Origin of the sequence: Limimaricola sp. G21655-S1 (genome assembly GCF_027213785.1) — a bacterium.
Classification (GTDB): domain Bacteria; phylum Pseudomonadota; class Alphaproteobacteria; order Rhodobacterales; family Rhodobacteraceae; genus Limimaricola.
Window position 1 is genome coordinate 1 of the sequence record NZ_JAPWGO010000012.1, and the last position, 21,544, is coordinate 21,544.

The 21,544-nt window shown below is 70.3% G+C and carries 19 protein-coding genes; 7 read left to right on the forward strand and 12 right to left on the reverse strand.

Annotated features, from left to right (window positions below; translation table 11 throughout):
- Nucleotides 1–333: 333 nt before the first annotated feature.
- From O4G76_RS12585 to O4G76_RS12605, 5 genes are all read right to left on the reverse strand, one after another.
- Nucleotides 334–804: an Hsp20 family protein gene (locus tag O4G76_RS12585; protein ID WP_269397663.1), complete on the reverse strand. Its 471-nt coding sequence runs from the start codon at nucleotides 802–804 to the stop codon at nucleotides 334–336.
- Nucleotides 805–950: 146 nt separating this feature from the next.
- Nucleotides 951–1,769 (reverse strand): serine protease, encoded by an 819-nt coding sequence (locus O4G76_RS12590; protein ID WP_085896769.1) that lies wholly within the window; start codon nucleotides 1,767–1,769, stop codon nucleotides 951–953.
- An 82-nt stretch (nucleotides 1,770–1,851) separates the two neighbouring features.
- A complete protein-coding gene (glcF, locus tag O4G76_RS12595) occupies nucleotides 1,852–3,141 on the reverse strand; it encodes a glycolate oxidase subunit GlcF (protein WP_269397664.1) in 1,290 nt (429 codons plus the stop codon).
- Nucleotides 3,142–3,151: 10 nt separating this feature from the next.
- Nucleotides 3,152–4,261, reverse strand: a complete 1,110-nt coding sequence (locus O4G76_RS12600; RefSeq protein ID WP_269397665.1) for an FAD-binding protein — start codon at nucleotides 4,259–4,261, stop codon at nucleotides 3,152–3,154.
- Nucleotides 4,258–5,688 carry an FAD-linked oxidase C-terminal domain-containing protein gene (locus tag O4G76_RS12605; protein ID WP_269397666.1) on the reverse strand — a complete coding sequence of 477 codons (1,431 nt, stop codon included), beginning with the start codon at nucleotides 5,686–5,688 and terminating at the stop codon, nucleotides 4,258–4,260. Before O4G76_RS12605 ends, O4G76_RS12600 begins: the two co-directional genes overlap by 4 nt.
- Nucleotides 5,689–5,793: 105 nt before the next feature.
- On the opposite strand from O4G76_RS12605, the gene O4G76_RS12610 reads away from it, so the two are divergent.
- Complete coding sequence (locus tag O4G76_RS12610) at nucleotides 5,794–6,486, forward strand: DUF599 domain-containing protein (protein WP_269397667.1); 693 nt, start codon at nucleotides 5,794–5,796, stop codon at nucleotides 6,484–6,486.
- Between the two features lie 117 nt (nucleotides 6,487–6,603).
- On the opposite strand, the gene O4G76_RS12615 is transcribed toward O4G76_RS12610, so the two are convergent.
- From O4G76_RS12615 to O4G76_RS12630, 4 genes are read right to left on the reverse strand one after another with little or no spacing between them, the layout of a single operon-like run.
- Entirely contained in the window at nucleotides 6,604–8,679 is a 2,076-nt protein-coding gene (locus tag O4G76_RS12615) for a hypothetical protein (RefSeq protein ID WP_269397668.1), read from the reverse strand.
- Nucleotides 8,676–11,507, reverse strand: a complete 2,832-nt coding sequence (locus O4G76_RS12620; protein ID WP_269397669.1) for a DUF4159 domain-containing protein — start codon at nucleotides 11,505–11,507, stop codon at nucleotides 8,676–8,678. Before O4G76_RS12620 ends, O4G76_RS12615 begins: the two co-directional genes overlap by 4 nt.
- Nucleotides 11,507–12,397 carry a DUF58 domain-containing protein gene (locus tag O4G76_RS12625; protein ID WP_269397670.1) on the reverse strand — a complete coding sequence of 297 codons (891 nt, stop codon included), beginning with the start codon at nucleotides 12,395–12,397 and terminating at the stop codon, nucleotides 11,507–11,509. The genes O4G76_RS12620 and O4G76_RS12625 overlap by 1 nt, the downstream gene beginning before the upstream one ends.
- Nucleotides 12,394–13,410 carry a MoxR family ATPase gene (locus O4G76_RS12630; RefSeq protein ID WP_269397671.1) on the reverse strand — a complete coding sequence of 339 codons (1,017 nt, stop codon included), beginning with the start codon at nucleotides 13,408–13,410 and terminating at the stop codon, nucleotides 12,394–12,396. The genes O4G76_RS12625 and O4G76_RS12630 overlap by 4 nt, the downstream gene beginning before the upstream one ends.
- Nucleotides 13,411–13,469: 59 nt before the next feature.
- Here O4G76_RS12630 and O4G76_RS12635 point away from each other — a divergent pair, with 59 nt between their 5' ends.
- The gene (locus tag O4G76_RS12635; protein WP_269397672.1) at nucleotides 13,470–14,057 is read left to right on the forward strand and encodes a DUF1285 domain-containing protein; all 588 of its coding nucleotides are present in this window, start codon (nucleotides 13,470–13,472) and stop codon (nucleotides 14,055–14,057) included.
- A gap of 252 nt (nucleotides 14,058–14,309) precedes the next feature.
- Here O4G76_RS12635 and O4G76_RS12640 read toward each other — a convergent pair whose 3' ends face one another.
- Nucleotides 14,310–15,788 carry an NAD-dependent succinate-semialdehyde dehydrogenase gene (locus tag O4G76_RS12640; RefSeq protein WP_269397673.1) on the reverse strand — a complete coding sequence of 493 codons (1,479 nt, stop codon included), beginning with the start codon at nucleotides 15,786–15,788 and terminating at the stop codon, nucleotides 14,310–14,312.
- Between the two features lie 79 nt (nucleotides 15,789–15,867).
- Here O4G76_RS12640 and O4G76_RS12645 point away from each other — a divergent pair, with 79 nt between their 5' ends.
- Entirely contained in the window at nucleotides 15,868–16,677 is an 810-nt protein-coding gene (locus tag O4G76_RS12645) for an alpha/beta hydrolase (protein WP_269397674.1), read from the forward strand.
- 105 nt (nucleotides 16,678–16,782) lie between these two features.
- On the opposite strand, the gene O4G76_RS12650 is transcribed toward O4G76_RS12645, so the two are convergent.
- Nucleotides 16,783–17,766: a P1 family peptidase gene (locus tag O4G76_RS12650; RefSeq protein WP_269397675.1), complete on the reverse strand. Its 984-nt coding sequence runs from the start codon at nucleotides 17,764–17,766 to the stop codon at nucleotides 16,783–16,785.
- 213 nt (nucleotides 17,767–17,979) lie between these two features.
- On the opposite strand from O4G76_RS12650, the gene O4G76_RS12655 reads away from it, so the two are divergent.
- The 3 genes from O4G76_RS12655 to O4G76_RS12665 all read left to right on the forward strand — a co-directional run bounded on the left by O4G76_RS12655 (nucleotide 17,980) and on the right by O4G76_RS12665 (nucleotide 19,849).
- A complete protein-coding gene (locus O4G76_RS12655) occupies nucleotides 17,980–18,822 on the forward strand; it encodes a L,D-transpeptidase (protein ID WP_269397676.1) in 843 nt (280 codons plus the stop codon).
- A 132-nt stretch (nucleotides 18,823–18,954) separates the two neighbouring features.
- A complete protein-coding gene (locus tag O4G76_RS12660) occupies nucleotides 18,955–19,155 on the forward strand; it encodes a hypothetical protein (protein ID WP_269397677.1) in 201 nt (66 codons plus the stop codon).
- A 46-nt stretch (nucleotides 19,156–19,201) separates the two neighbouring features.
- Nucleotides 19,202–19,849 carry a DUF1523 family protein gene (locus O4G76_RS12665; protein WP_269397678.1) on the forward strand — a complete coding sequence of 216 codons (648 nt, stop codon included), beginning with the start codon at nucleotides 19,202–19,204 and terminating at the stop codon, nucleotides 19,847–19,849.
- Here the strand turns inward: O4G76_RS12665 and O4G76_RS12670 are convergent.
- Entirely contained in the window at nucleotides 19,846–20,694 is an 849-nt protein-coding gene (locus O4G76_RS12670) for a helix-turn-helix transcriptional regulator (protein WP_269397679.1), read from the reverse strand. The genes O4G76_RS12665 and O4G76_RS12670 overlap by 4 nt on opposite strands.
- A 113-nt stretch (nucleotides 20,695–20,807) precedes the next feature.
- On the opposite strand from O4G76_RS12670, the gene rpe reads away from it, so the two are divergent.
- Nucleotides 20,808–21,494 carry a ribulose-phosphate 3-epimerase gene (gene rpe, locus O4G76_RS12675; protein WP_269397680.1) on the forward strand — a complete coding sequence of 229 codons (687 nt, stop codon included), beginning with the start codon at nucleotides 20,808–20,810 and terminating at the stop codon, nucleotides 21,492–21,494.
- Nucleotides 21,495–21,544 lie beyond the last annotated feature (50 nt).

Here is a 21,544-nt window from a genome sequence, read left to right on the forward strand (position 1 = left end):
GCGTAGAGCGCCGCATCGGCGTGGCGCATCAGCGTTTCGGCCTCGGTCGCCGGGGGGGCCGGGGGCCGCCCCCCCGCGCCCCCCCCCCCCCCCCGGGGGGCAAAAATCCCCCCCTCCGTGGCTCACCCCCGGGGCCCCCCCGGGGGGACGGGCGCCCCCGGGGCCGCCCTTCCCGTATCCGCCGGTCCGAACGATACCTATCCGGTACAGGTTACGGCACGAAGAAAGGCGCGGGCCCTTGCGGACCCGCGCCCTCGCGCGGTGGCGGTCACGACCGGCGCCTCACCTGCCGACCGCGTCGCGCACGGCCGGCTGGAGTGCCCGACCGTATCCTCAGTTGACCGATTTCTCCTCGATCAGGTTCGCGTCCTGCGGCTTCTGGCTCGAGATCTCGATGCGGCGCGGCTTCAGCGCTTCGGGCACCTCGCGCACGAGGTCGATATGCAGCATGCCGTCGAGATGGCTGGCGCCCGTCACCTTCACGTGGTCGGCGAGGTGGAAGCGGCGCTCGAAGGCGCGCGTCGCGATACCGCGATGCAGGAAGGTGCGGCCCTCCTGATCGTCCTCGGCCTTGCGCGCGGTCACGATCAGGGCGTTCTCGCGGACCTCGACGGCGAGGTCGTCGGCACCAAAGCCGGCAACGGCGATCGAGATGCGCCATGCGCTCTCGTCGGTCTTCTCGATGTTGTAAGGCGGGTAGTTGTTCTGCGCGGTCTCGCCGGCAAGCACGCGGTCCATCAGGTCGGCAACCTGATCGAAGCCCACGGTGGCGCGGTAGAGCGGGGCAAGATCGAACGTACGCATCATGGTCATCCTCTGTCTCAAAGCGATAACGTCGTGATGGCCCTCCCGACGGGGGACGGGCCGGAGATCCGGAGCCCTGTCTGGCGCTCCGTAACCGCAATGTGGGTAGGGATTTTCGGGCTTTCAAGAGCCCCGCGACCGCGATCTCAGGGGCGGATGAAGCGGGCGCCGATCTCGGTTCTCTGGCCGGCGCCGACCACCCGGACCTGACCCGTGGACAGGCCGCCGAAGGCGCCGGTGCCGCTCTCCATGCGGGCCCGCAGATCGGGCAGGGGCCGGTCGAGCGCGACGCCGATGGCAACGTTGCGACCATCCATCTCGGCCTTGGCCGAGATCACCGAGACGATCCGCGCCCTGCCGCCCTCGAAGCTGAAGACGGGCGAACCCGAGGAGCCGTAATCGACGTCGCAGCCCATCACCAGAAGGCCGTTCTCCTCGCCCAGCACGTCGCAGGTCTCCTGCAGCGAGGGTGCCTCGGCGCGGTCATGGGCGTAGGAGACCACGCCGACCTCGGCGCCCGCGACGACCCCCTCCAACGTCTCGAACGGAGTGATGCGGGCCGAGCGGATCGGCTGCGCGAGTTCGAGAAGCGCCACGTCCTCGGCGCTGGCCGCGCCGGATCCGGTGCCGACGAAGGCGTAGCCCTCGGGGGCCAGCGCCCGGCGCACCGAGCGGTAGGCCAGCGCCCGGCCGCCCCGCATCCCGGCCTTGAACTCGATCTCGGACGGATCGATCCGATCGCCGCTGTCGCGGTCGTAAAGACAATGCGCGGCGGTGAGGACGAGGTCGGGCGCGATCAGCGCCCCCGTGCAGAAGCCGCGGCCCCCGAGATCGAGACGCCCCACAGCCTCCCAGCCGCGCGCGTCATCGCCCGTCACCATCTCGACGAGATCGTGACGATCCGCGCGCACCGGCAGCGACAGCGCCACCAGAACCAGCAAGGCGACCGCGATGGCCTGCCGCATCTGCCCTCCTTCGGGTCGCCGGGCAGGGAGCACCCGGTTCGCAGGCGAGACTAGGCCAGACGGCGATGGCTTCAAAGGGCAATCAAGCCGATTGTTTCGAAATCGCGGGAGGTTGCGGCCCGCCGGTCGCCCAGTCGAGAAGCTGCACGGAATGCACCACCGGCACACCGGTGCCGCGGCCGATCTGCATCATGCAACCGATGTTGCCGGCGGCGATCACCTGCGGCTTCAGCACCTCCAGCGTCTCGACCTTGCGGTCGCGCAATTCGGCGGAAATCTCGGGCTGCATCAGATTGTAGGTGCCGGCCGAGCCGCAGCACAGGTGGCTGTCGGCCGGCTCGAGCACCTCGAACCCGGCCTGTTTCAACAGGTTCTTCGGCCCGGCCTTCAGCTTCTGGCCATGCTGCAGCGAGCAGGCGGCGTGGTAGGCCACGCGCATCGGCGCGACCTTCGCCTTCTCGGGCAGGCCCAGCTCGGCCACGATCTCCGACACGTCGCGGCACAGCCCGCCGATCCGCGCGCCCTCGGCCTCCATCTCATGGCCCGCGAACATGTGGCCGTAATCCTTCATCGTGGTGCCGCAGCCCGAGGTGTTGATCACCACGGCGTCGAGCCCCTCGATCGAGGCCATCGAGCGGATCAGCTTGGCTGCGGTGCCGCGCGCCTCGTCGTGCTTGCCCATATGCTCGGTCAGCGCGCCGCAGCAGCCGACGCCCTCGGGGATCACCACCTCGCAGCCCAGCCGGGTGAGCAGCCGGATCGTCGCATCGTTGATCTCGGTGTCGAGCGCGCGCTGGGCGCAGCCGATCGACAGCCCGACGCGCATCCGCCGCTCGCCCATGGCGGGGAACACCTGCGGGTCGTCGTTGCGCGACACCGGGGGGATCTTCGCGGGCGCCATCTCCAGCATCGCGCGCAGCCGGCGGTCGGGCATCAGCCCCTTGAACGGTTTGCCGAGTTTCGCGGCCAGAAGCGCCAGCCGGAACCGGCCCGGATAGGGCAGGATCCGCGCCAGCACCCAGCGCAGGAAACGGTCCATCACCGGCCGTTCGTAGTTCTTCTCGATATAGCCGCGGGCCTGGTCGATCAGGTGGCCGTAATGCACGCCCGACGGACATGTGGTCATGCAGGCGAGGCAGCCGAGGCAGCGGTCGAGATGGGTGACGGTCTTGTCGTCGGGGACGCGCTCGTTCTCGAGCATGTCCTTGATCAGGTAGATCCGGCCGCGCGGGCTGTCCAGCTCGTCGCCCAGCACCTGATAGGTCGGGCAGGTCGCCGTGCAGAAGCCGCAATGCACGCAGGATCGCAGGATCGCGTTGGCCTCGGCGATCTTCGGATCGCGCAGCTGCTCGGGGGTGAAACTGGTCTGCATGTGGTCTCCGTCAGGCGGCGAGGATGCCGCGCGGGTCGAATGTCTCGCGCAGGCCGCGGGTCAGCGCCTGCACCGCCAGCGGCTCGGGCTGCAGCGTGTGCAGCTTCGCGTGGGTTTCCGGGGCGGCGCGCACCAGCGTCGCATGGCCGTCATAGCGGCCGAGCCGCTCCCGCAGGTCGTCTCCCTCCGCGCAGCGCAGCCAGATCAGACCGCCGCCCCAGTCGTAGAGGACCTGCTCGGCCCCGGCGCGGGCCACGAGATCGGCGGCCTGGCTGGGGCGTACCGAGACGCGCCAGACATCGCCGGCGGTACCGTGGAAGGGGGCGACGTCGCGGATGCCGCGCCAATCGGCGCGCACCGCCTCGCGGTCGGCCTCGACCTCCCAGGCGCCGTGCGATGCCAGCCGTTCGGCCAGCGCCCGGCAACGATACTCGACCGAGGGAGCAAAGCCCTCGATCCGCAGCACCGTGCGCGCCCCGCCTTGGGCCTGTGGGTCATGCGCGGCGCCCGACACCTCGAAGGGCGTGCCAAGCGCCTCGGACATCGCCCGTACCGCCGTGGCATCGTCGAGACCGCGGATCACGAGGCTGGCGGCGGTTTCGGTCCCCGGCAGCACCTTGAGCGCGACCTCGGTGATCACGCCCAGCGCGCCGCGGCTTCCCGCGACGAGGCGGGCGAGATCGTAGCCGGTGACGTTCTTCATCACCCGACCGCCATTCTTGACCACCGTGCCCTCGCCATCGACGAAGCGCAGCCCTAGCAGGTGGTCGCGCGCCGCACCGACCTGCATCCGGCGCGGACCCGACACGTTGGCCGCGACGACGCCGCCGATGGTCGGGGCGCCGGTGGTGCCAAGCAGCGCGCGGTGATCCATCGGCTCGAAGGCGAGCCGCTGGTTGGCCTTGGCCAGCGCCGCGTCGATCTCCTCGACCGGCGTGCCCGCCTGTGCCACCAGCGTCAACGCCGCCGGGTCGTGCAGGGTGATGCCCGACAGGGCCGCGGTGGAGAGCGGCGTGCCATCGGGCAGCGGCCCGCGCGTGCCGCCGCCGCGCACCGAGAGCGGACCGGTCGCATCGCGCAGCGCTTCGGCCAGCTCGGCCTCTGATCCGGGGCGGATCATGCCCGGCGTCCTTCGCTGGCCGCCAGCGGAAACACCTTGGCGGGGTTCAGCAGCCATTTGGGGTCGAACACGTCCTTCACCTTCATCTGCGCCTCGAGATCCTCCGGTTCGAACTGCACCGTCATCAGATCGCGCTTTTCCACGCCGACCCCGTGCTCACCGGTCAGGCAGCCGCCCACCTCGACGCAGAGCCGCAGGATGTCGGCGCCCATCTCCTCGCATTTCTCCAGATCGCCTTCCTTGTTCGCGTCGAACAGGATCAGCGGATGCATGTTGCCGTCGCCGGCGTGGAACACGTTGGCGACGCCGAGCCCGTACTGGTCGCTCAGCTCGCCGATGCGCTTGAGCACCTCGGGCAGGGCAGAGACCGGGATCGTGCCGTCGAGGCACATGTAGTCGTTGATCTGGCCCATCGCGCCGAAGGCGGATTTGCGCCCCAGCCAGATCCGCGCCGCCTCGTCGCCGTCCTGCGCCGCGCGGATCTCGACGGGGTCGTGGTCGCGGGCGATCTTCAGGATGGTTTCGAGCTGGTGGTTGATCTCATCGGCCGAGCCCTCGACCTCGACGATCAAGAGCGCCTCGCAATCGGGGTAGCCCGCCTTGGCGAAGGCCTCGCAGGCGCGGATGCAGGGACGGTCCATGTATTCGATGGCCACCGGCAGAACGCCCGCCTTGATGATGTCGGCGACGCAGGCGCCCGCCGCTTCGGCGCTGTCATAGCCCATGAGTACCGGGAGCGCGCCCTCGGGCTTGGGCAGGATGCGCAGCGTCGCCTCGGTGACGACGCCGAGCTGTCCCTCGGAGCCGCAGATCACGCCCAGAAGGTCGAGCCCGCCCGCATCCATATGCGCGCCACCGATCTCGACCACGGTGCCGTCCATCTGCACCATGGTGACGCCGAGCAGGTTGTTGGTGGTCACCCCGTATTTCAGGCAATGCGCGCCGCCGGAATTCATCGCGATGTTGCCCGCGATGGCGCAGGCGAGCTGCGAGGAGGGGTCGGGGGCATAGAAGAAGCCCAGCTCCTCCACCGCGCCGGTGACGCTCAGATTCGTGCGCCCGGTCTGCACCCGGATGATCCGGTCCATGGTGTCGGTCTCGAGCACCCGGTTCATCCGCGACACGCCCAGGATCACGGAATCGGCGGTCGGCAACGCGCCCCCCGCGAGCGAGGTGCCGGAGCCGCGCGGCACCACCGGCACGTTCTCCTCGTGACAGATCCTGAGCGCCGCCGAGACCTCCTCGGTGGTCGAGGGCAGCACCACGCAAAGCGGCGGGCAGCGATAGGCGGTGAGCGCGTCGCATTCATAGGCGCGGGTTTCGGAGGGATCATGAATCACGCCCCTCTCGCCCAGCGCCTCGGTCAGGCGCTGCACGACCTGTGCCTTCCGGGCCATGATGCGGGCGTCGGGAGATGGCATCTGCATGGCTCGCGCCTCCAATCACGCAAGGGGTCTTTCCGGGATTGGTAAGGAAATATAACCAAAATCGCCCCATGGCAAGCGCGTAGCAGCGCGGCTAGGTTGCGCGGCATGGATCCGCTTGCCAGCCTGCCGCATCTCACCTTGTTCGATACCCTCGGGCTCGCGTTCCTGGTGGTGGGCTACTGGCTCATCGGCTGGCGCATCGAGCATCCGGGCCGGCGCCCCTCGGTGACGGTGCTGATGGCCGAGCACCGGCGTGAGTGGATGCGCGAATTCGTGTTGCGCGGAAACCGGATCTTCGACGCGACGATCATGGGCAGCTTGCGGCAGGGCACCTCCTTCTTCGCCTCGACCTGCCTACTGGCGGTGGGTGGCGTGCTGGCGCTGATCGGCAATACCGAGCCATTGCAGGGCGTGGCAGAGGGCTTCGGCCAGGAACGCCAGCCGGACGTGCTATGGCAGATCAAGCTGCTGCCGGTGGCGCTGTTGCTGACGCATGCCTTCCTGAAATTCGTCTGGGCCCATCGGATCTTCGGCTATTGCTCGGTGCTGATGGCCTCGGTGCCCAACGCCGCCGAGGACCCGCGCGCTTTGCCGGGCGCGATGCAGGCGGCGGAGCTGAATATCCGCGCGGCGTGGAACTTCAATCGCGGCCTCAGGGCCATGTATTTCGCGCTCGGCGCGCTGGCCTGGTTGCTCGGCGGCTGGGCGCTGATCCTTGCGATGGCGGCGGTGTTGTGGGTGTTGTGGAGCCGGGAGTTCGCCTCGGTTCCGCGCGCGGTGCTTCTGGAACAAAGCTGAGGGGGCCGCCGCCTCCGCCGCTGCGCGGCCCCCCGGCGCGTATTCGAGAAAGATGAAGCGGAGGGCATGCCAGCCCCGTTCATCTTTCTTCAAATACGCAAAGCCCGAATTTTCCGACTATCGCCGCGCCTCGCGCAGCCATGCGCCCAGCATCAGCGCCGCCGCCAGCAGCAGCAATGCCCAGGCAGGAACGAGCGGGATCACCGTGAGATCGAGCGTGCGGTAGGCGCCGCGCGGCGTCAGCCCGATCCAGCCGCGCCCCGCGGCCGGTCGACCGGGGCGCACGTCGCGCAGCGCCGGCATTCCGTCCTCCATCGCCACGATGCCGCCGCGCGCTTCCGACACGGTATCCTCCAGCGCCACGGCGCTGGCGATGGTGTCCTCGAACTCGCGCGGCGCGGCCGGGCCGAGCGCGATCACCGCCTCCTGCTCGCCTTCCGACAGGCGGTAGAGCCCCATGCGCGGCGCGCCCCACAGCGCCTCGAAACGACCCGGCTCGACCTCCTCGAGCTCGACCTCGGTTTCGCTGCCATCCGGGGCGGTCACGGTGACGGGGCCGACCTCATCGGCGAGCGAGCGGCGCACGATACGCATGACGAGCCCCGAGGGCTCCGCCCAGAGCGCCTCTTCCTCGAGCTCGGGCTCCTTCATCATCCAGTGCGCGAGACGGCGCAGCAGGTCGAGCTGCGGGCCGCCGCCGTCATAGCCGCGCCCCCAGAGCCAGACCTGGTCCGAGGCCAGAAGCGCGACGCGACCCTCGCCGACCCGATCGAGCGCCAGAAGCGGCCGTTCTCCCGGTCCGGTCAGGGCGATGGTGGCGCTCAGGGTCGGCTCGATCTCGATCTGACGGAACCAGCGGCCCCAATCGGGGGTGAGCGGATCGGCCCCGGCCTCGAGCCACGGATCGGCGAGGCCGGAGGTGACGGGATGGCGCGCTCCCAGATCGGTCAATTCCGGGCGAAAGGCGCGCTCGACCACGCGGGCGCTGGGCATGCCGGGCAGGACGAAGCCCAGCGGGCTGCGAAAGATGCTGTCGGCACCCGCATATTCCGGCCCGGCGGTGACCAGCACCGCGCCGCCCTCTTCGACGTAGCGGGCGACGTTGGCGAAGTAGTCGGAGGGCAGGATGCCGCGCCTGCGGTAGCGGTCGAAGACGATCAGGTCGAACTCGTCGATCTTCTCGATGAACAGCTCGCGGGTCGGAAAGGCGATCAGCGACAACTCCTCGACCGGCACCCCGTCCTGTTTCTCGGGCGGGCGCAGGATGGTGAAATGCACCAGATCGACCGAGGGGTCGGACTTCAGAAGGTTGCGCCAGGTCCGTTCGCCGGCATAGGGCTCGCCCGAAACCAGAAGCACGCGCAGCCGGTCCCGCACGCCGTTGATCTGCACGACGCTTTCGTTGTTGCGCGCGGTCAGCTCGCCCTCGACCTCCGGCGTGGCGAATTGCAGCACGTTCATGCCGCCATGCGGCAGCGCGACGGGAAGCCGGATGTCACGCCCGAGGGGCACTTCGAAACGCATCGGCTCGCCGCCGTCGATGGCGATGGTGAGCGGCACAGGCCCGGCGCTCCGTGGCGCCGCGCCGCTATCCTCGACCCGCAGGGTCAGCTCCACTTCCTCGCCGAGAATCGCGAAGGCCGGGGCGTTGCGCACCACGACGCGGCGGTCCCAGTCGCTGTCGCGCCCCGACAGCAGCACATGGGCGGGGGCAGGCAGGTCGGGCGCACGGGCGGCGTCGTGCAGCCGTCCGTCGGTCAGCATGACGATGCCCGCGACCCGGCCCGCGGGCTCCTCGGCCAAGGCCTCGGAGAGCGCGGTCATCAGCTTGGTGCCGCCATCCTCCGGCGCGTCGCCGAGGCGCACCACGCGCAACTCGGTGTTCTCGCGTACGGCGATCCGGCCCTGCAATGCCTCGAGCGCGGCCTCGGTCTGTTCGGCCCGATCCGACAGGGTCTGGCTCGCGCTTTCGTCCACGACGGCGATCACGATGTCCGAGAGCGGCTGGCGCTCCTCGCGCCGTAGCGCCGGGTTGGCCAGACCCGCCAGCAGAGCGAGCCCGGCGAGCGCCCGCAGCCACCAGCCCGGCAGGCCGCGCCAAAGCGCCAGCGCGACCACGAGAACGGTCAGCGCCGCCAGCGCCCAAAGCGCGGGCCATGGCAGCAGCGGGTCGAAGATCACCGTGCCGTTCACTGGCCAAGCCTCTCGAGCAGCGCCGGCACGTGGACCTGGTCGGATTTGTAGTTGCCGGTGAGCACATGCATCACGAGGTTCACCCCGAAGCGATAGGCCATCTCGCGCTGGCGCTCGCCCGCCATGCCGCGCCCGACCGGGTAGAGCGGCATGCCGATCTCGTCCATCGCCCAGGCCGAGGCCCAGTCATTGCCACCGATCACCACCGGGGTCACGTTGTCGTTGAGGTTGCGAAACGGCATTCCAGGGGTCGGCTCTTCGTCCGGCGCCGCCTCGACCCAGACGTCGCGGCCCTGATGGCGGCCCGGAAAATCCTGCAGCAGGTAGAAGGTGCGCGTGAGCACGTGGTCCTCGGGCACCGGCGAGAGCGGCGGCACGTCGAGAGGGCGGGCGATGGCCTGCAGGCGGCGGCCCTCGGGCGTGGTCGCGCCGAGCCCCGCGATCCCGGCGTCGCGCGTGTCGAAGACGATCATGCCGCCGCCGCGCAGATAGGCGTTGAGCTTGTCATAGGCCGCCCCGGAGGGGATCGGCGTCGCGGCGGTGATCGGCCAGTAGAGCAGGGGGAAGAAGGCCAGCTCGTCGGTCTCGGGATCGACCGCCATCGGGGCGGCGGGCTCGACCGAGGTGCGCTGCCACAGCGTTCGGCCGAGCCCTTCGAGCCCGGCTCGGGCGATATCGTCCACCGCCGGATCGCCGGACAGGATATGCCCCAGCACGACGGAACCGGTAGCGGCCTGGGCAAAGTCCTCGGCCTGCGGGTCCATCGGTGGTTCGGCGGCGACGGAGCCGGATGGAGGCGTGTTGACCGGCGGCGCAGAGGGGACGGTGCCCTCCTGTGCCTCGGCCGGCGGGACCGGCGCCAGCAGCAGCGCCAGCACCACGGAGGCGGCCCGCAGGCCGCGCAGTCGGCCACCGACCAGCAGCGAGGCGACGGCGTCGATGGCCATCAACGCCACGGCCAGCGCCAGCAGCAGCCCGCCGAGCGGCCGTTCCGCCGGACGGTCGAGCCCCTCGACCGCGATGCTGGCGGGCCAGCGGGCCGGCGCGAGCGTGGTGTCGGCACGGGTGACGTTGAGTGCGTAGCGCCCGGCCTCGCCCTCGTAGAGGCCCGGCGGCAATTCGGGACCCAGATCGCCTGTCGCGAGATCCTCGCCCGCCACGGCGGCGCGGGTGTCGGTCCCGGTCAGGCGGCCCTCGGCGTCCATTACCTCGACCGGCTGCCAGGTCGTCCCCGCGAGATCCGCGGCGGCGTCCGCATCGGCCCGGGCCGAGATGGCGAGCCGCTCGAGCATCGACACGAACAGCCCCGACAGCGGCAGCGAGGACCACTCGGCATTGGCGGTGACATGCATCAGCACCACCTGACCGTCGCCGAGTGCTTTGCGGGTAACCAGCGGCGTGCCATCCGAAAGCTGGGCGATGACGCGGGCGGCCAGATCGGGGCCGGGCTGGGCCATGACCTGCGCGCGCACGGTCACGTCGTCGGGCACGGCGAGGCCTTGAAACGGGCTGTCGGCCGCGAAGGGGGCGATGGTCTTGGGCTCGCCCCAGCTCATGCTGCCGCCGACCGAGCGGCCACCGGTGCGCAGCCGCACCGGCATCAGGGGATCGTCGCCGTCGCGGCCCGCATCCGAGGCGGCGAGCCTGGGCCCGGCGAAGCGCAGCAGCAGCCCGCCATCTTCCACCCATGCCTGCAGCGCCTCGGCCTCGGCGGGCGGCAGGCTGCCGGCATCGGCGAGGACGATCACGTCCGGATTGGCGGGGATCAGCGCCGGCAGGTCGCCCGAGACGAGATCGGCCTGCGGCTCCAGCGCCACGCGCAGGTAATGCAGCGGCGACATCAGCTCAGTGGATTCGCGCGACTCGCGGCTTTCGACGAGGCCGATCTCGCGCCGCCGGAGCGCATCGTCGGTGAGCGCCACTGCGGCGGCGGAGCGCGCGCCATCGATCTCGAAGCGGGTGACGCGGTTGCGCAGCTCCGGCGGCAGCGACAGATCGGCCCGCGCCACCGCATCGCCGGGCGCGAAGTCGAGCGTGGCGGCGGCGAGGCGGCGCTCGATCCCGGCCGGGTCGAGACCATGCGCGGCGACGGTCACGCTCTCGGCGCCGCCGCTTGGCGTGCGCACGGCCTCCAGAGCGATGGCGGTGCCGTCGAGTTGTGGCGGCCGTAACGCCGCGATCCGGCGCGGGGTCTGGATCACCCGGACCGGGCCATGCGCTTCGAGCGCGGTCAGAAGGGTGTCGCGGCTGTCACGGGCGAGGCCGTCGGAGAGCCAGACCGTCTCGAACCGCCCCTCCAGCGTTTCGGCCCAGTCATCGAGCGCGGCCGGATCGGGCTGCCATGGCCGCGGCGCGAGGCCGGGCAGGCTGGACAGCACCGCTTCGGCGGGGTCGAAGCGCGTCTCGGGCGGCGGATCGGTCAGCGCCACCAAGGCGGCGGGGCGACCGGCGCGGCGCGCCTCGCCCAGCAGCGCTTCGATCCGGGCCCCGCGGGCCGGCCAGTCACGCGCATCGGCCCATGTGGCATCGGCGAGGATCAGCAGCGGACCGCTACCCGGCGCGGCGCGCTCGGACGGGTTCAGCACCGGCCCCGCGAAGCCGATGATCGCGGCGGCGACGGCAAGGATGCGCAGCAGCAGGAGCCACCAAGGCGTGCGGTCGGACTGGCTTTCGCGGTCGTCGAGACCCAGGAGCAGCACGACGCCCGGAAAACGGCGGCGCAGCGGCGCGGGCGGCACGGCGCGCAGGATCAGCCACAGCACCGGCAACAGCACCAGCCCCGCCAACAGCCAGGGCGAGAGGAAACCGACGGGGCCGAGGCTCCACATCAGCGCCGCTCCAGCGCGGCATAGAGCCACAGCAGCGCCGAGGCGGCGCTGTCGGATGTGCGGTGGGTCGAGAATTGCCAGCCGGTGGCGCGGGCCAGATCGGCCAGCCGGTCGCGACGCTCGGCCAGCCGCTGGAGATAGCGGTCGCGCAGATCGCCGGCCTTCAGGGTCTCGTGGCGCAGCGCGCCCGACATGCTCTCGAAAATGGTGCGGCCATCATAGGGAAACGCCTCTTCGGCGGGGTCGAGCACCTGCAGGAGCGCCCCGCGCACGCCACGGTCTGCCGCGGCGGTGAGCATCGTCTCGACCGGCTCGACCGGCCCGAGGAAATCCGAGACCAGCACCGCCCGGCTTTGCGGCGCGAGGCCTTTCGCCTCGGGAGCACCGTGATCCTCGGCCGTGTCCTGCGACAGGAGTTGCGCCAGCCGCGACAGCTGTCCGCGACCACGGCGCGGCGGCAGCCGCGCATCGGCGAGGCCCACCCGCTCGCCGCCCCGGGTCAGCACCACCGCGATGGCCAGCGCGATGAGCCGGGCGCGGTCGCCCTTGGGAGGCAGCTTCGGCGTTGAGGCAAAGCCCATCGAGGCACCGTCATCGACCCAGAGCGCGACGCTCTGCGCGATCTGCCACTCCTTCTCCTGCACGAAGGCCTGATCGGCCCGGCCCGAGCGGCGCCAGTCGATGGCGCGCGCGGTGTCGTGCGGCTGCGCCGCGCGGTATTGCCAGAAATTGCTGCCCGCGCCGGCCCGCCTGCGGCCATGCTCGCCCATCAGCACGGTCTGGGCCAGCTGCTCGGCCTCGGCCAGGAGCGGCGGCAGCGGACTCGCGAGATCCTCGGCCCGGCCGCGCAGGCCGAGCGGGGCCGTGGTCGTGGCGGGGCTGGCGCTCACGCGGCCGCCTCGGCCCGCGTCACCCTCTCCGCCACGCTCTCGATCAATGCGGGCAGGTTTTCGCCCCGCGCCCGGGCGGCAAAGCCCAGCGCCATGCGGTGCTCCAGCACCGGCACCGCCAGCCGCGCCACGTCCTGCGGCCCCGGCGCGAGGCGGCCGTCGAGCAGCGCCTCGGCGCGCACCGCGAGCATCAGGGCCTGCGCCGCGCGCGGTCCCGGCCCCCAGCTCACCGATTGCCGCAACTCCGGCAGCGCCTCGGGCTCGTCCGGGCGGCAGGCGCGCACCAAGTCGAGGATCAGCTCCATCACGCCTTCGCCCACCGGCATGCGGCGCAGCAGGCGCTGTGCCTCCAGCAGCTCCTGCGCGGTGAAGACCGGCTCGGCCTCGGCCTCCTCGATGCCGGTGGTGGCCAGAAGGATCGCGCGTTCGGTGTCGCGGGTCGGGTAGGGCACGTCGATCTGGAACAGGAACCGGTCGAGCTGCGCCTCGGGCAGCGGGTAGGTGCCCTCCTGCTCCAGCGGGTTCTGCGTGGCGAGGACGTGGAACGGACGGCCCAGCGGTCGGTGTTGCCCGGCGATCGTCACCTCGCGCTCCTGCATCGCCTGAAGGAGCGCCGACTGGGTGCGGGGCGAGGCGCGGTTGATCTCGTCGGCCATCAGCAGCTGGCAGAACACCGGGCCTTCGATGAAGCGGAAGGCGCGGGAGCCGTCGGCACCGGTCTCGAGCACCTCCGAGCCGAGGATGTCGGCCGGCATCAGGTCGGGGGTGAACTGGATCCGGCTCTCCACGAGCCCCATCACCGTCGAGAGCGCGTCGACAAGCCGGGTCTTGCCCAGCCCCGGCAGGCCGACCAGCAGCGCATGGCCGCCGCATAGCAGCGCCGAGAGCGTCAGCTCGACCACGCGTTCCTGCCCGACGAAGCGCCGCGCCACGCTGTCGCGGGCCTGCGCGAGACGGTCGCCGAGGCGCTCGATTTCGGCAAGAAGATCGGCGTCGCTCACCTGCTCTGGCATGACAGCACTCCCGTCCTGGTCTAGCATTGCAGTCCCAGCAGATACCGTGGCGGGTCCGGATGGCAAACACAAAGAACAGTGAGACGACCGAGGCGCCTTCGGCGGAAAACCTCGCATCGGCGGCGAGCCGCGCCGGCGCGCGCGGCCCGGCGCCGGTGCATTTGTGGGATCCGCCCTACTGCGGCGATCTCGACATGCGGATCGCGCGCGACGGCACCTGGTTTCATGAGGGCACGCCGATCGGCCGCGAGCGCATGGTCAAGCTCTTCGCCTCGATCCTCAAGCGCGAGGGCGACGGGCACTACCTCGTCACCCCGGTCGAAAAGGTGGGCATCACCGTCGACGACGCGCCCTTCGTCGCGGTTGACGTCGCGCGGGAGGGGGAGGGGCTGCGCTTTACCACCAATCTCGACGAGACGGCGGTGGCGGGGCCCGAGCATCCGATCCGGGTGGTCCGCGACCCGGAAACGGGGGAGCCCGCGCCCTATATCGAGATCCGGTCGGGGCTGGAGGCGTTGATCGACCGCAAGAGCTTCTACCGGCTGGTGGAGCTGGGCGAAACCGCGCCGCATGAGGGCGAGGACTGGTTCGGCGTACGGTCGAACGGCATCTTCTTCCCGATCATCCCGGCGGCGGAACTTCCCTGACGTGATGGCACGCGGAAGCCCGGAGACCGGGCTTCCGCGCCACGCGTTACCAAGGTCACTCGTCAAGACGACGCCACGGGGCCGCATCGGGCGTCATCTCGTATCATGCCGAAGAACTACGACATTGACGCGACGGCAATGTGCGGCGGGAGCGCCCCTTCGCTAAAGTTTGGGCATCCGCGCGAGGAAGTGGCACGGATGCCCGGCAAGCAGGCGCCATCTGCACGTCGCCATGCCGTCTTCTCGGACGGATCAGATCGAGCTGCAGATGTATTTCATCTCCAGATAGTCGTCGATTCCATGCCGCGAGCCCTCGCGGCCCAGCCCCGATTGCTTGACCCCGCCGAAGGGCGCGACCTCGGTCGAGATGATGCCGGTGTTCACCCCGACGATACCGTATTCCAGCGCCTCGGCCACCTTGGTCACGCGGCTCAGATCCTTGGCGTAGAAATACGAGGCGAGGCCGAAGATCGTGTCGTTCGCCATTTCGATCACCTCATCCTCGTCCTCGAAGGCGAAAAGCGGCGCGAAGGGACCGAAGGTTTCCTCATGGGCGACCTTCATCCCCTGTTTCGCCCCGGTGACGACGGTGGGCTGGAAGAACTGGCCGCCGAGATCATGCGCCTCGCCGCCGGTGAGCAGCGTCGCGCCGTGATCGAGCGCGTCCTTCAGGTGATCGCGCACCTTGTCGATGGCCGAAGCCTCGATCAGCGGTCCGAGATCGGTGCCGTCGGAGAGCCCGTCGCCCACGCGCAGCTTCTCGACCGCGACCTTCAGGCGCTTGGCGAACTCGTCATAGACGCCCGTCTGCACGTAGATCCGGTTGGCGCAGACGCAGGTCTGGCCGTTGTTGCGGAACTTGCACTGGATCGCGCCCTCGACCGCCGCGTCGAGATCGGCGTCGTCGAACACGATGAAGGGCGCGTTGCCGCCCAGCTCCATGGAGCATTTCATGACCTGGTCGGCGGCCTGCCGCAGCAGCGTCCGGCCCACCTCGGTCGAGCCGGTGAAGGTCAGCTTGCGCACCTTAGGGTTCTCGCAGAACTCCTTTCCCACCTCCGAGGAGGAAGTCGAGGTGACCACCGAGAACACGCCCTCGGGCACGCCGGCCTCCTCGGCCAGCACCGCCATGGCGAGCGCCGAGAGCGGGGTGAGCGAGGCGGGGCGGATCACGAAAGAGCAACCGGCGGCCAGCGCCGGGGCGACCTTGCGCGCGATCATCGCGTTGGGGAAGTTCCATGGCGTGATCCCGGCGGCCACCCCGATCGGCTGGCGGATCACGGTGATCCGCTTGTCGGGCATGTGGCCGGGGATGGTCTCGCCATAGACCCGCTTGGCCTCCTCGCCGAACCACTCGACGAAGCTGGCGCCATAGGCGACCTCGCCCCGGCTCTCGGCCAGGGGCTTGCCCTGCTCTGCGGTCATCAGGATCGCCAGATCCTCCTGATGCTCCATCATCAGGTCGTACCAGCGGCGCAGGATCTTGGCGCGGTCCTTGCCGGTCCGGGCGGCCCAGGGCTTTTGCGCCTTATGGGCGATGTCGATGGCCTGCGCGATCTCGTCCCGGCTCAGATCGGCGATCGAGGCGAGGACGTCGCCGCGCGCCGGGTTGGTGACGTCGAAGGTCCTGCCGTCCTTGGCGGCGACCCACTTGCCGCCGAGAAAGGCACGGTCGCGGACGAGGTCGGGGCGGCGGAGCAGTGACTTGATGTCGGTGCGGTCGTCGAGCATGACTTTTCCTCCAGGAGTTCGGGCGCATCCTTCACCGCGAGGGTAGGGCGGGTCCAGCCCCCTGACAGGGAGGAACGAAATGACCGAGAACCGCATCGCGGCGCATGGGCAGAGCCGTGCCGAGATCGACGAGGCCTATGCCAATGCCAGCCACATCCCCGGCGGCATGGAATACCCCGCGCGCTGGGCCGCCGCCGCCGCTGCCTTCCGCGAGGCGCACCCGCCCCGCGAGATCGCCTATGGTGACGGGGCGCGGCAAAGGCTCGACCTGTTTCGGCCCGAAGGCGAGGCGAAGGGCGCGATGGTCTTCGTGCATGGCGGTTTCTGGAAGGCGTTCGACAAGAGCGCCTGGTCGCATCTGGCGGCGGGCGCATTGGCGCGGGGCTGGGCCGTGGCGATGCCCTCATACACGCTGGCGCCCGAGGCGCGGATCGGCGCGATGACGCGCGAGATCGAGGCTGCCATCGGCGCGGTGGCCGATGCCGTGCCGGGGCCGCTCAGGCTCACCGGGCATTCGGCGGGTGGGCATCTGGTGGCGCGGATGGCCTGTGCCGATCTCACCCCCGCTTGGCGCGACCGGGTGGTGCGGATCGTGCCGATCTCGCCCTTGTCGGATCTGCGCCCGCTCATGGGGGCCACGATGAACGAGGATCTGCGGCTCGATGAGGAGGAGGCCATGGCCGAGAGCCCGGCATTGCTGGATCAGGTCGATCTGCCGATGACGGTCTGGGTCGGCGCGGCCGAACGTCCCGCCTTCATCGATCAGGCGCGCTGGCTCGCCGAGCGGCGCGACTGCGAATTGGTCGAGGCACCGGACCGGCACCATTTCGACGTGATCGAGGAGCTGGCCGACCCTGCGGCTCCGCTGGTGGACCGGCTGATGCGCTAGGCGCGTCGCCTCGTTCATCTTTCCGAAAATACGCATCGCTCCACCCGCCACCATGCGCTTCGCATCGGAGCCGGGATTCGCGCGATTGAACAAAGATGAAGGAGGTCAGGGCCCGAACCGCTCCTGCCAGCAGGGTTGCGGGCCGCCCGGGGCGGCGTGGAACACGGCGCGGGCGATGGCGCGGGCAAGGCAGGTCGCCGCGGCATGACCGATCCAGAGCGCGTCGCCGACCGGGTCCGCGAGCGGGCGGGCCCCCGTGGCGGCGGCAAAGACCAGATCGCCGTCGAGCGGCGTGTGCGCGGGCAGAAGCGCCCGGGCGATCCCGTCCTGCGCCGCCACCGCCATGCGGCGGCAACCGGGTTTGTCGAGCGCGGCATCGGTGGCGACGATGGCGATGGTGGTGCTCTCCCCCGCGCGCGCCAGCTTGGTGGGCGGCGGCCCGCCGGGCGGCATCGCGAAACCGCGTCCGCCGAACTCGGCGCCGATCTCCCAGGGCGCGGCCCAGAACTCCGCACCGCCGCCGATCGTGGCCGACCCGACCGGGTTCACCGCCACCAGCGCGCCGACCATGTGGCCGCTTTCCAGCATCAGCGAGGCCGTACCGATGCCACCGCGCAGCGTCGCGGTGGTGGCGCCGTATCCCGCGCCGTGGCTGCCCAGCGCCACATTTTCGCCCGCCGCTTCGAAAGCCGCGCGGCCCAGAGCGGCATAGGGGTTGGCGCTCCAGCCCTTGTCGCCACCATTGCCGAGGTCGAACAGGATCGCGGCGGGGACGATCGGCACGCGCTGCCCCGCCGCCTCGAAGCCGCGCCCGGCGGCGCGCAGCGCCTCGGCCACGCCCGAGGCCGCGTCGAGGCCGAAGGCCGAGCCGCCCGACAGTACTAGCGCATCGACGGCCTGCACCAGCCGGTCCGGCGCGAGCAGATCGGTCTCCCGTGTGCCCGGCGCGCCGCCCATCACATCGACCGAGGCGGTGAAGGGCGCAGCGCCAGTCAGCACCGTGACGCCCGAGCGCAGCGCCGCATCCTGCGACTGGCCGACCAGAAGACCGTCAACATCGGTGATGGCATTGCGCGGACCCGGCCTCATCGCGCCGCGCTCAAGCAGAATTTACCCCGCTTCGTGGCAGGGCCATTCGTACCATGGAGCCTGTCGTGGGACCAAGGTTCTGGCGAAATTGACATATTCCTCCCCCTCGTTCCGATTGCCTCACCCCGGGCGGTGCGCGAACCGGCCTCATTGCGGTTCCGGCCCGTGATGATAGGTTGCCGCGAAACCTTGCGTCAAAGGCTGTCATTGATGATGTCCCATTCTTCCGCGCTGACGCGCCGCCGTCTGCTGACCGGCGCGGCCGCGCTGACCGTGCTTCCCGCCTGCGCCGCGCAGGTCCCGTCCTCCTCCATCGCCACCAGCTCCGAGCAGGAGATCGGTGGCGTGCCGTTGAGCCAGATCGTCGATGGCTACGGGCTGATCGAGGATGCGGGCTACCGCCTGCCGCCGGTGCCGCCGAAATACCTTCAGGGTATGAATCGCCGCGCCTATGTGCCCTATCGGGGCTATGAGCCCGCCGGCACGATCGAGGCCGACCTGCACGCCAAGCTGCTCTACTGGATCGAGCCGGGTGGCATGGCCTGGCGCTTTCCCGTCGGCGTCGGCCGGCAGGGCCTGTCGATGAGCTACGACACCACGATCAAGCGCAAGGAGCAGTGGCCGAGCTGGACCCCGACCCAGAACATGCTGCGCCGCGAGCCGGAGATCTACGGCGAGTACCGCAATGGCGTTCCGGGCGGTCTCGCCAACCCGCTGGGCGCGCGCGCGCTCTACCTCTACCAGGGCAACCGCGACACCTATTACCGGATCCACGGCACCAACGACCTCGCCTCGATCGGCAATTCGGGCTCGGCCGGCTGCATCCGCATGTTCAATCACGACGTGATCTTCCTGTTCCCCAAGGTGCCGCTCGGCACCAAGGTGGTGATCCGCGATTACGAGGATTCGGTCGCGATCGAGGGGGCAGCCGTGGCGAACCGGGGCAGCGAGCTGCCGCCGACCTACGTGCCGCCCGAGGAGCTCTACACGGCCGCCGCCGAGAGCGGCCCGCCGCAGTTCGGCACCGCCACGAACGTCGAGAGCTTCGGCTACTGAGATGTGGTGGGGCCTCGTCCTGCCGGCGCTGGGCCTCGGCCTCGCCGGCTGGGCGGTGCCTTTGCTTCTGGCGCGGGTCTGGCCCGAAGGGGGGGGCCTCTGATCTGGCTCGGGCTGACGGCGACGGTCTTGATGCTGCTCCTGTCGATGGCGCTGTTTCTCGGCCTCTACATGGCGCAGGGCGTGCCTCTGGCCACGCTGGCGCGGCCCGGACCCGGCGCGCTGGCGCTGCACCTGCTTCGGCTCGGCATGGGGGCGGCGCTGATCTGGGGGCCGGTGCTGGTGCTGACCATCGCGAGCTTGCCACGGCGCTGGCGACGCGCGACATGGTAGATCACGGGGCGCGGGGCCGAATGTGCCGGGGCCCGACAGGAGAGGGATGAACGCGATGCGCTGGGTCGGCTGGATCTTTTGGGGGGTGGTGCTGGCGCTCGTCGCCGCGCTGCTGCACTACAACCTGCCGCGTCGCGAGATCGTCCGCATCACCGGCGTCGAGATCAAGCTCGAGCGGATCGATCCGAACTCGGTGTTCTGGGCCGCCTCCGAGAACGTCACCACCACCACCGGGCTCGTGGAGCGCGACGTGCGCTTCATCGACACGGTACGCGCCGATGGCGGCGTCATGGTGTTTCGCAACGAGGACACGGGCGGCGGCTGGCCGCCCTATTTCAAGTTCGACAGCGCCAACCTGCAAGCCGAGGCGCGCAACCTCGTCTCCACAGCCGGCGATCCGCAATGGGTCGCGGTCCGTTATTACGGCTGGCGGCTGCCATTGCTCTCGGTCTACCCGAACGCGCTGTCGGTCCGGCCCGTCGAGGGGCCCGATACCCGGTTGATCCCCTGGTTCAACATCGTCTTCCTGACGGTGCTGCTCGCCGTGGTCTGGGCCGTCGGCGTGCGGCTGCGGCGCTGGTCGCGCCGACATGTCTCGCCATGGCTCGACCGGGGCGACCGACGTGTCGCGATCTGGACCGATGCGATTCGCCGCCGCCGCGATGCCCGCGCGGGACGCCGCGACGACAGCTAGCCGGGTTGCACCACGTCGCGCTGGCGAGCGCGGCGGAAGCGCTGCGGCGTCTCGCCATGCGCCTGGCGGAACAGCTTGTGGAAATGCGACAGGTTCGGGACGCCGCATTCGGCGGCAATCTCGGCAAGGCTGTCGGCGCTCCCCAGGAGCCGCCGCGCCGCGTAATCCATGCGCTGCGCGTTGATCCAGTCCGAGGGCGACATGTCGAGAAAGCGCCGCATCGAGCGGCTGACATGCGGATGCGCCTTGCCCGCGACGCGGGCAAAGCCCGAGGCCCCGTCCTGAAACACCTCCGGCGCGCGCGAGGCGGCGCAGGCGCGCGCCAGCCAGTCGGGGGCGCCGCCGGGCAGCGGCGCGGCCTCCTCGGCCAGCCCGCACAGCAAGGGCAGCAAGAAGGCCTCGGCGCCGAGCCGGTCGCGCCGGCCCCGCTCGAGCCGCAGTGCGGCGCGGTTCAGCTCGGCCATCTGGCGGCTGTCGCGCGACAGCCGCAGCGGCGCCTTGGCGCCGGTCCAGAACAGCCGTCCCGCAAGGTCGGGATACCGCTGTCCGAGTTCTGCGATCAGCTCGGGATGCAGCGTCACCGAGACCAGCAGCGCATCGGCGCCGCGACCCTGCAGCCCGTGCGAATGGCCCGGCGCCACGAAGATCACGTCGCCCTCGACCAGATCCTCGCGCCCCTCGGGCAAATGGTGCCGCACCCGCCCGTTCTGCACCCAGGCCAGTTCGAAGAAGTCGTGCCCGTGCAGCACCGGCCGTCCCGTGCCGAGCATGGCGCGGGTCAGCGCCGCGCAGGCGCCGGGCGGCAGGATGTCCTCATGCGACAGGATCAGCGGAGCGGGTTGCATGACGCCACGTTAGCAGGAGTTTCTGCGGATGCGAAAGGCCGGTTGCGCGCCGCGCGTGACGTGCGCGCGATTTCGCGCTAGGGCATGGCGCGACTGCACAGGGAGCCCCGCCGATGACCGCCTTCGACCGCAATCTCAAGATCGCCCCCTCGATCCTCTCCGCCGATTTCGCCGCCTTCGGCGCCGAGGTGCGCGCCATCGAGGCGCAGGGCGCCGATTGGGTCCATGTCGACGTGATGGACGGGCATTTCGTGCCCAACATCACTTTCGGGCCGCAGCTGGTGCGGGCGATCCGGCCGCATGTGACGACGGTGATGGACGTGCATCTGATGATCGCGCCGGTCGATCCCTATATCGACGCCTTCGCCGATGCGGGCGCCGACATCCTCACCGCCCATGTCGAGGCGGGGCCGCATATCCACCGCACGCTTCAGGCGATCCGCGGCGCCGGGATGAAGGCCGGCGTGGCGCTCAACCCGGGCACGCCGGCCGAGGCGGTGGCGCCGCTTCTCGACGACGTGGATCTGGTGCTGGCGATGACCGTCAACCCGGGCTTCGGCGGGCAGAAATTCCTGCATTCGATGCTCGACAAGATCGCGACCCTGCGCGCGATGATCGGCGACCGCGAGATCCATCTCGAGGTCGATGGCGGCGTCGACACCGCCACCGCGCCGCTGGTGGCGCGGGCAGGTGCCGACGCGCTGGTCGCGGGCTCGGCGGTGTTCCGGGGCGGCTCGGTCGAGACGGCCTCGGTCTATGGTGAGAACATCGCCGCGATTCGCGCCGCGGCGCAGGGCTGAGGCGGCGCGCCATGCGTATTTGACGAAAGACGAAGGGGACGGTCGCGCCA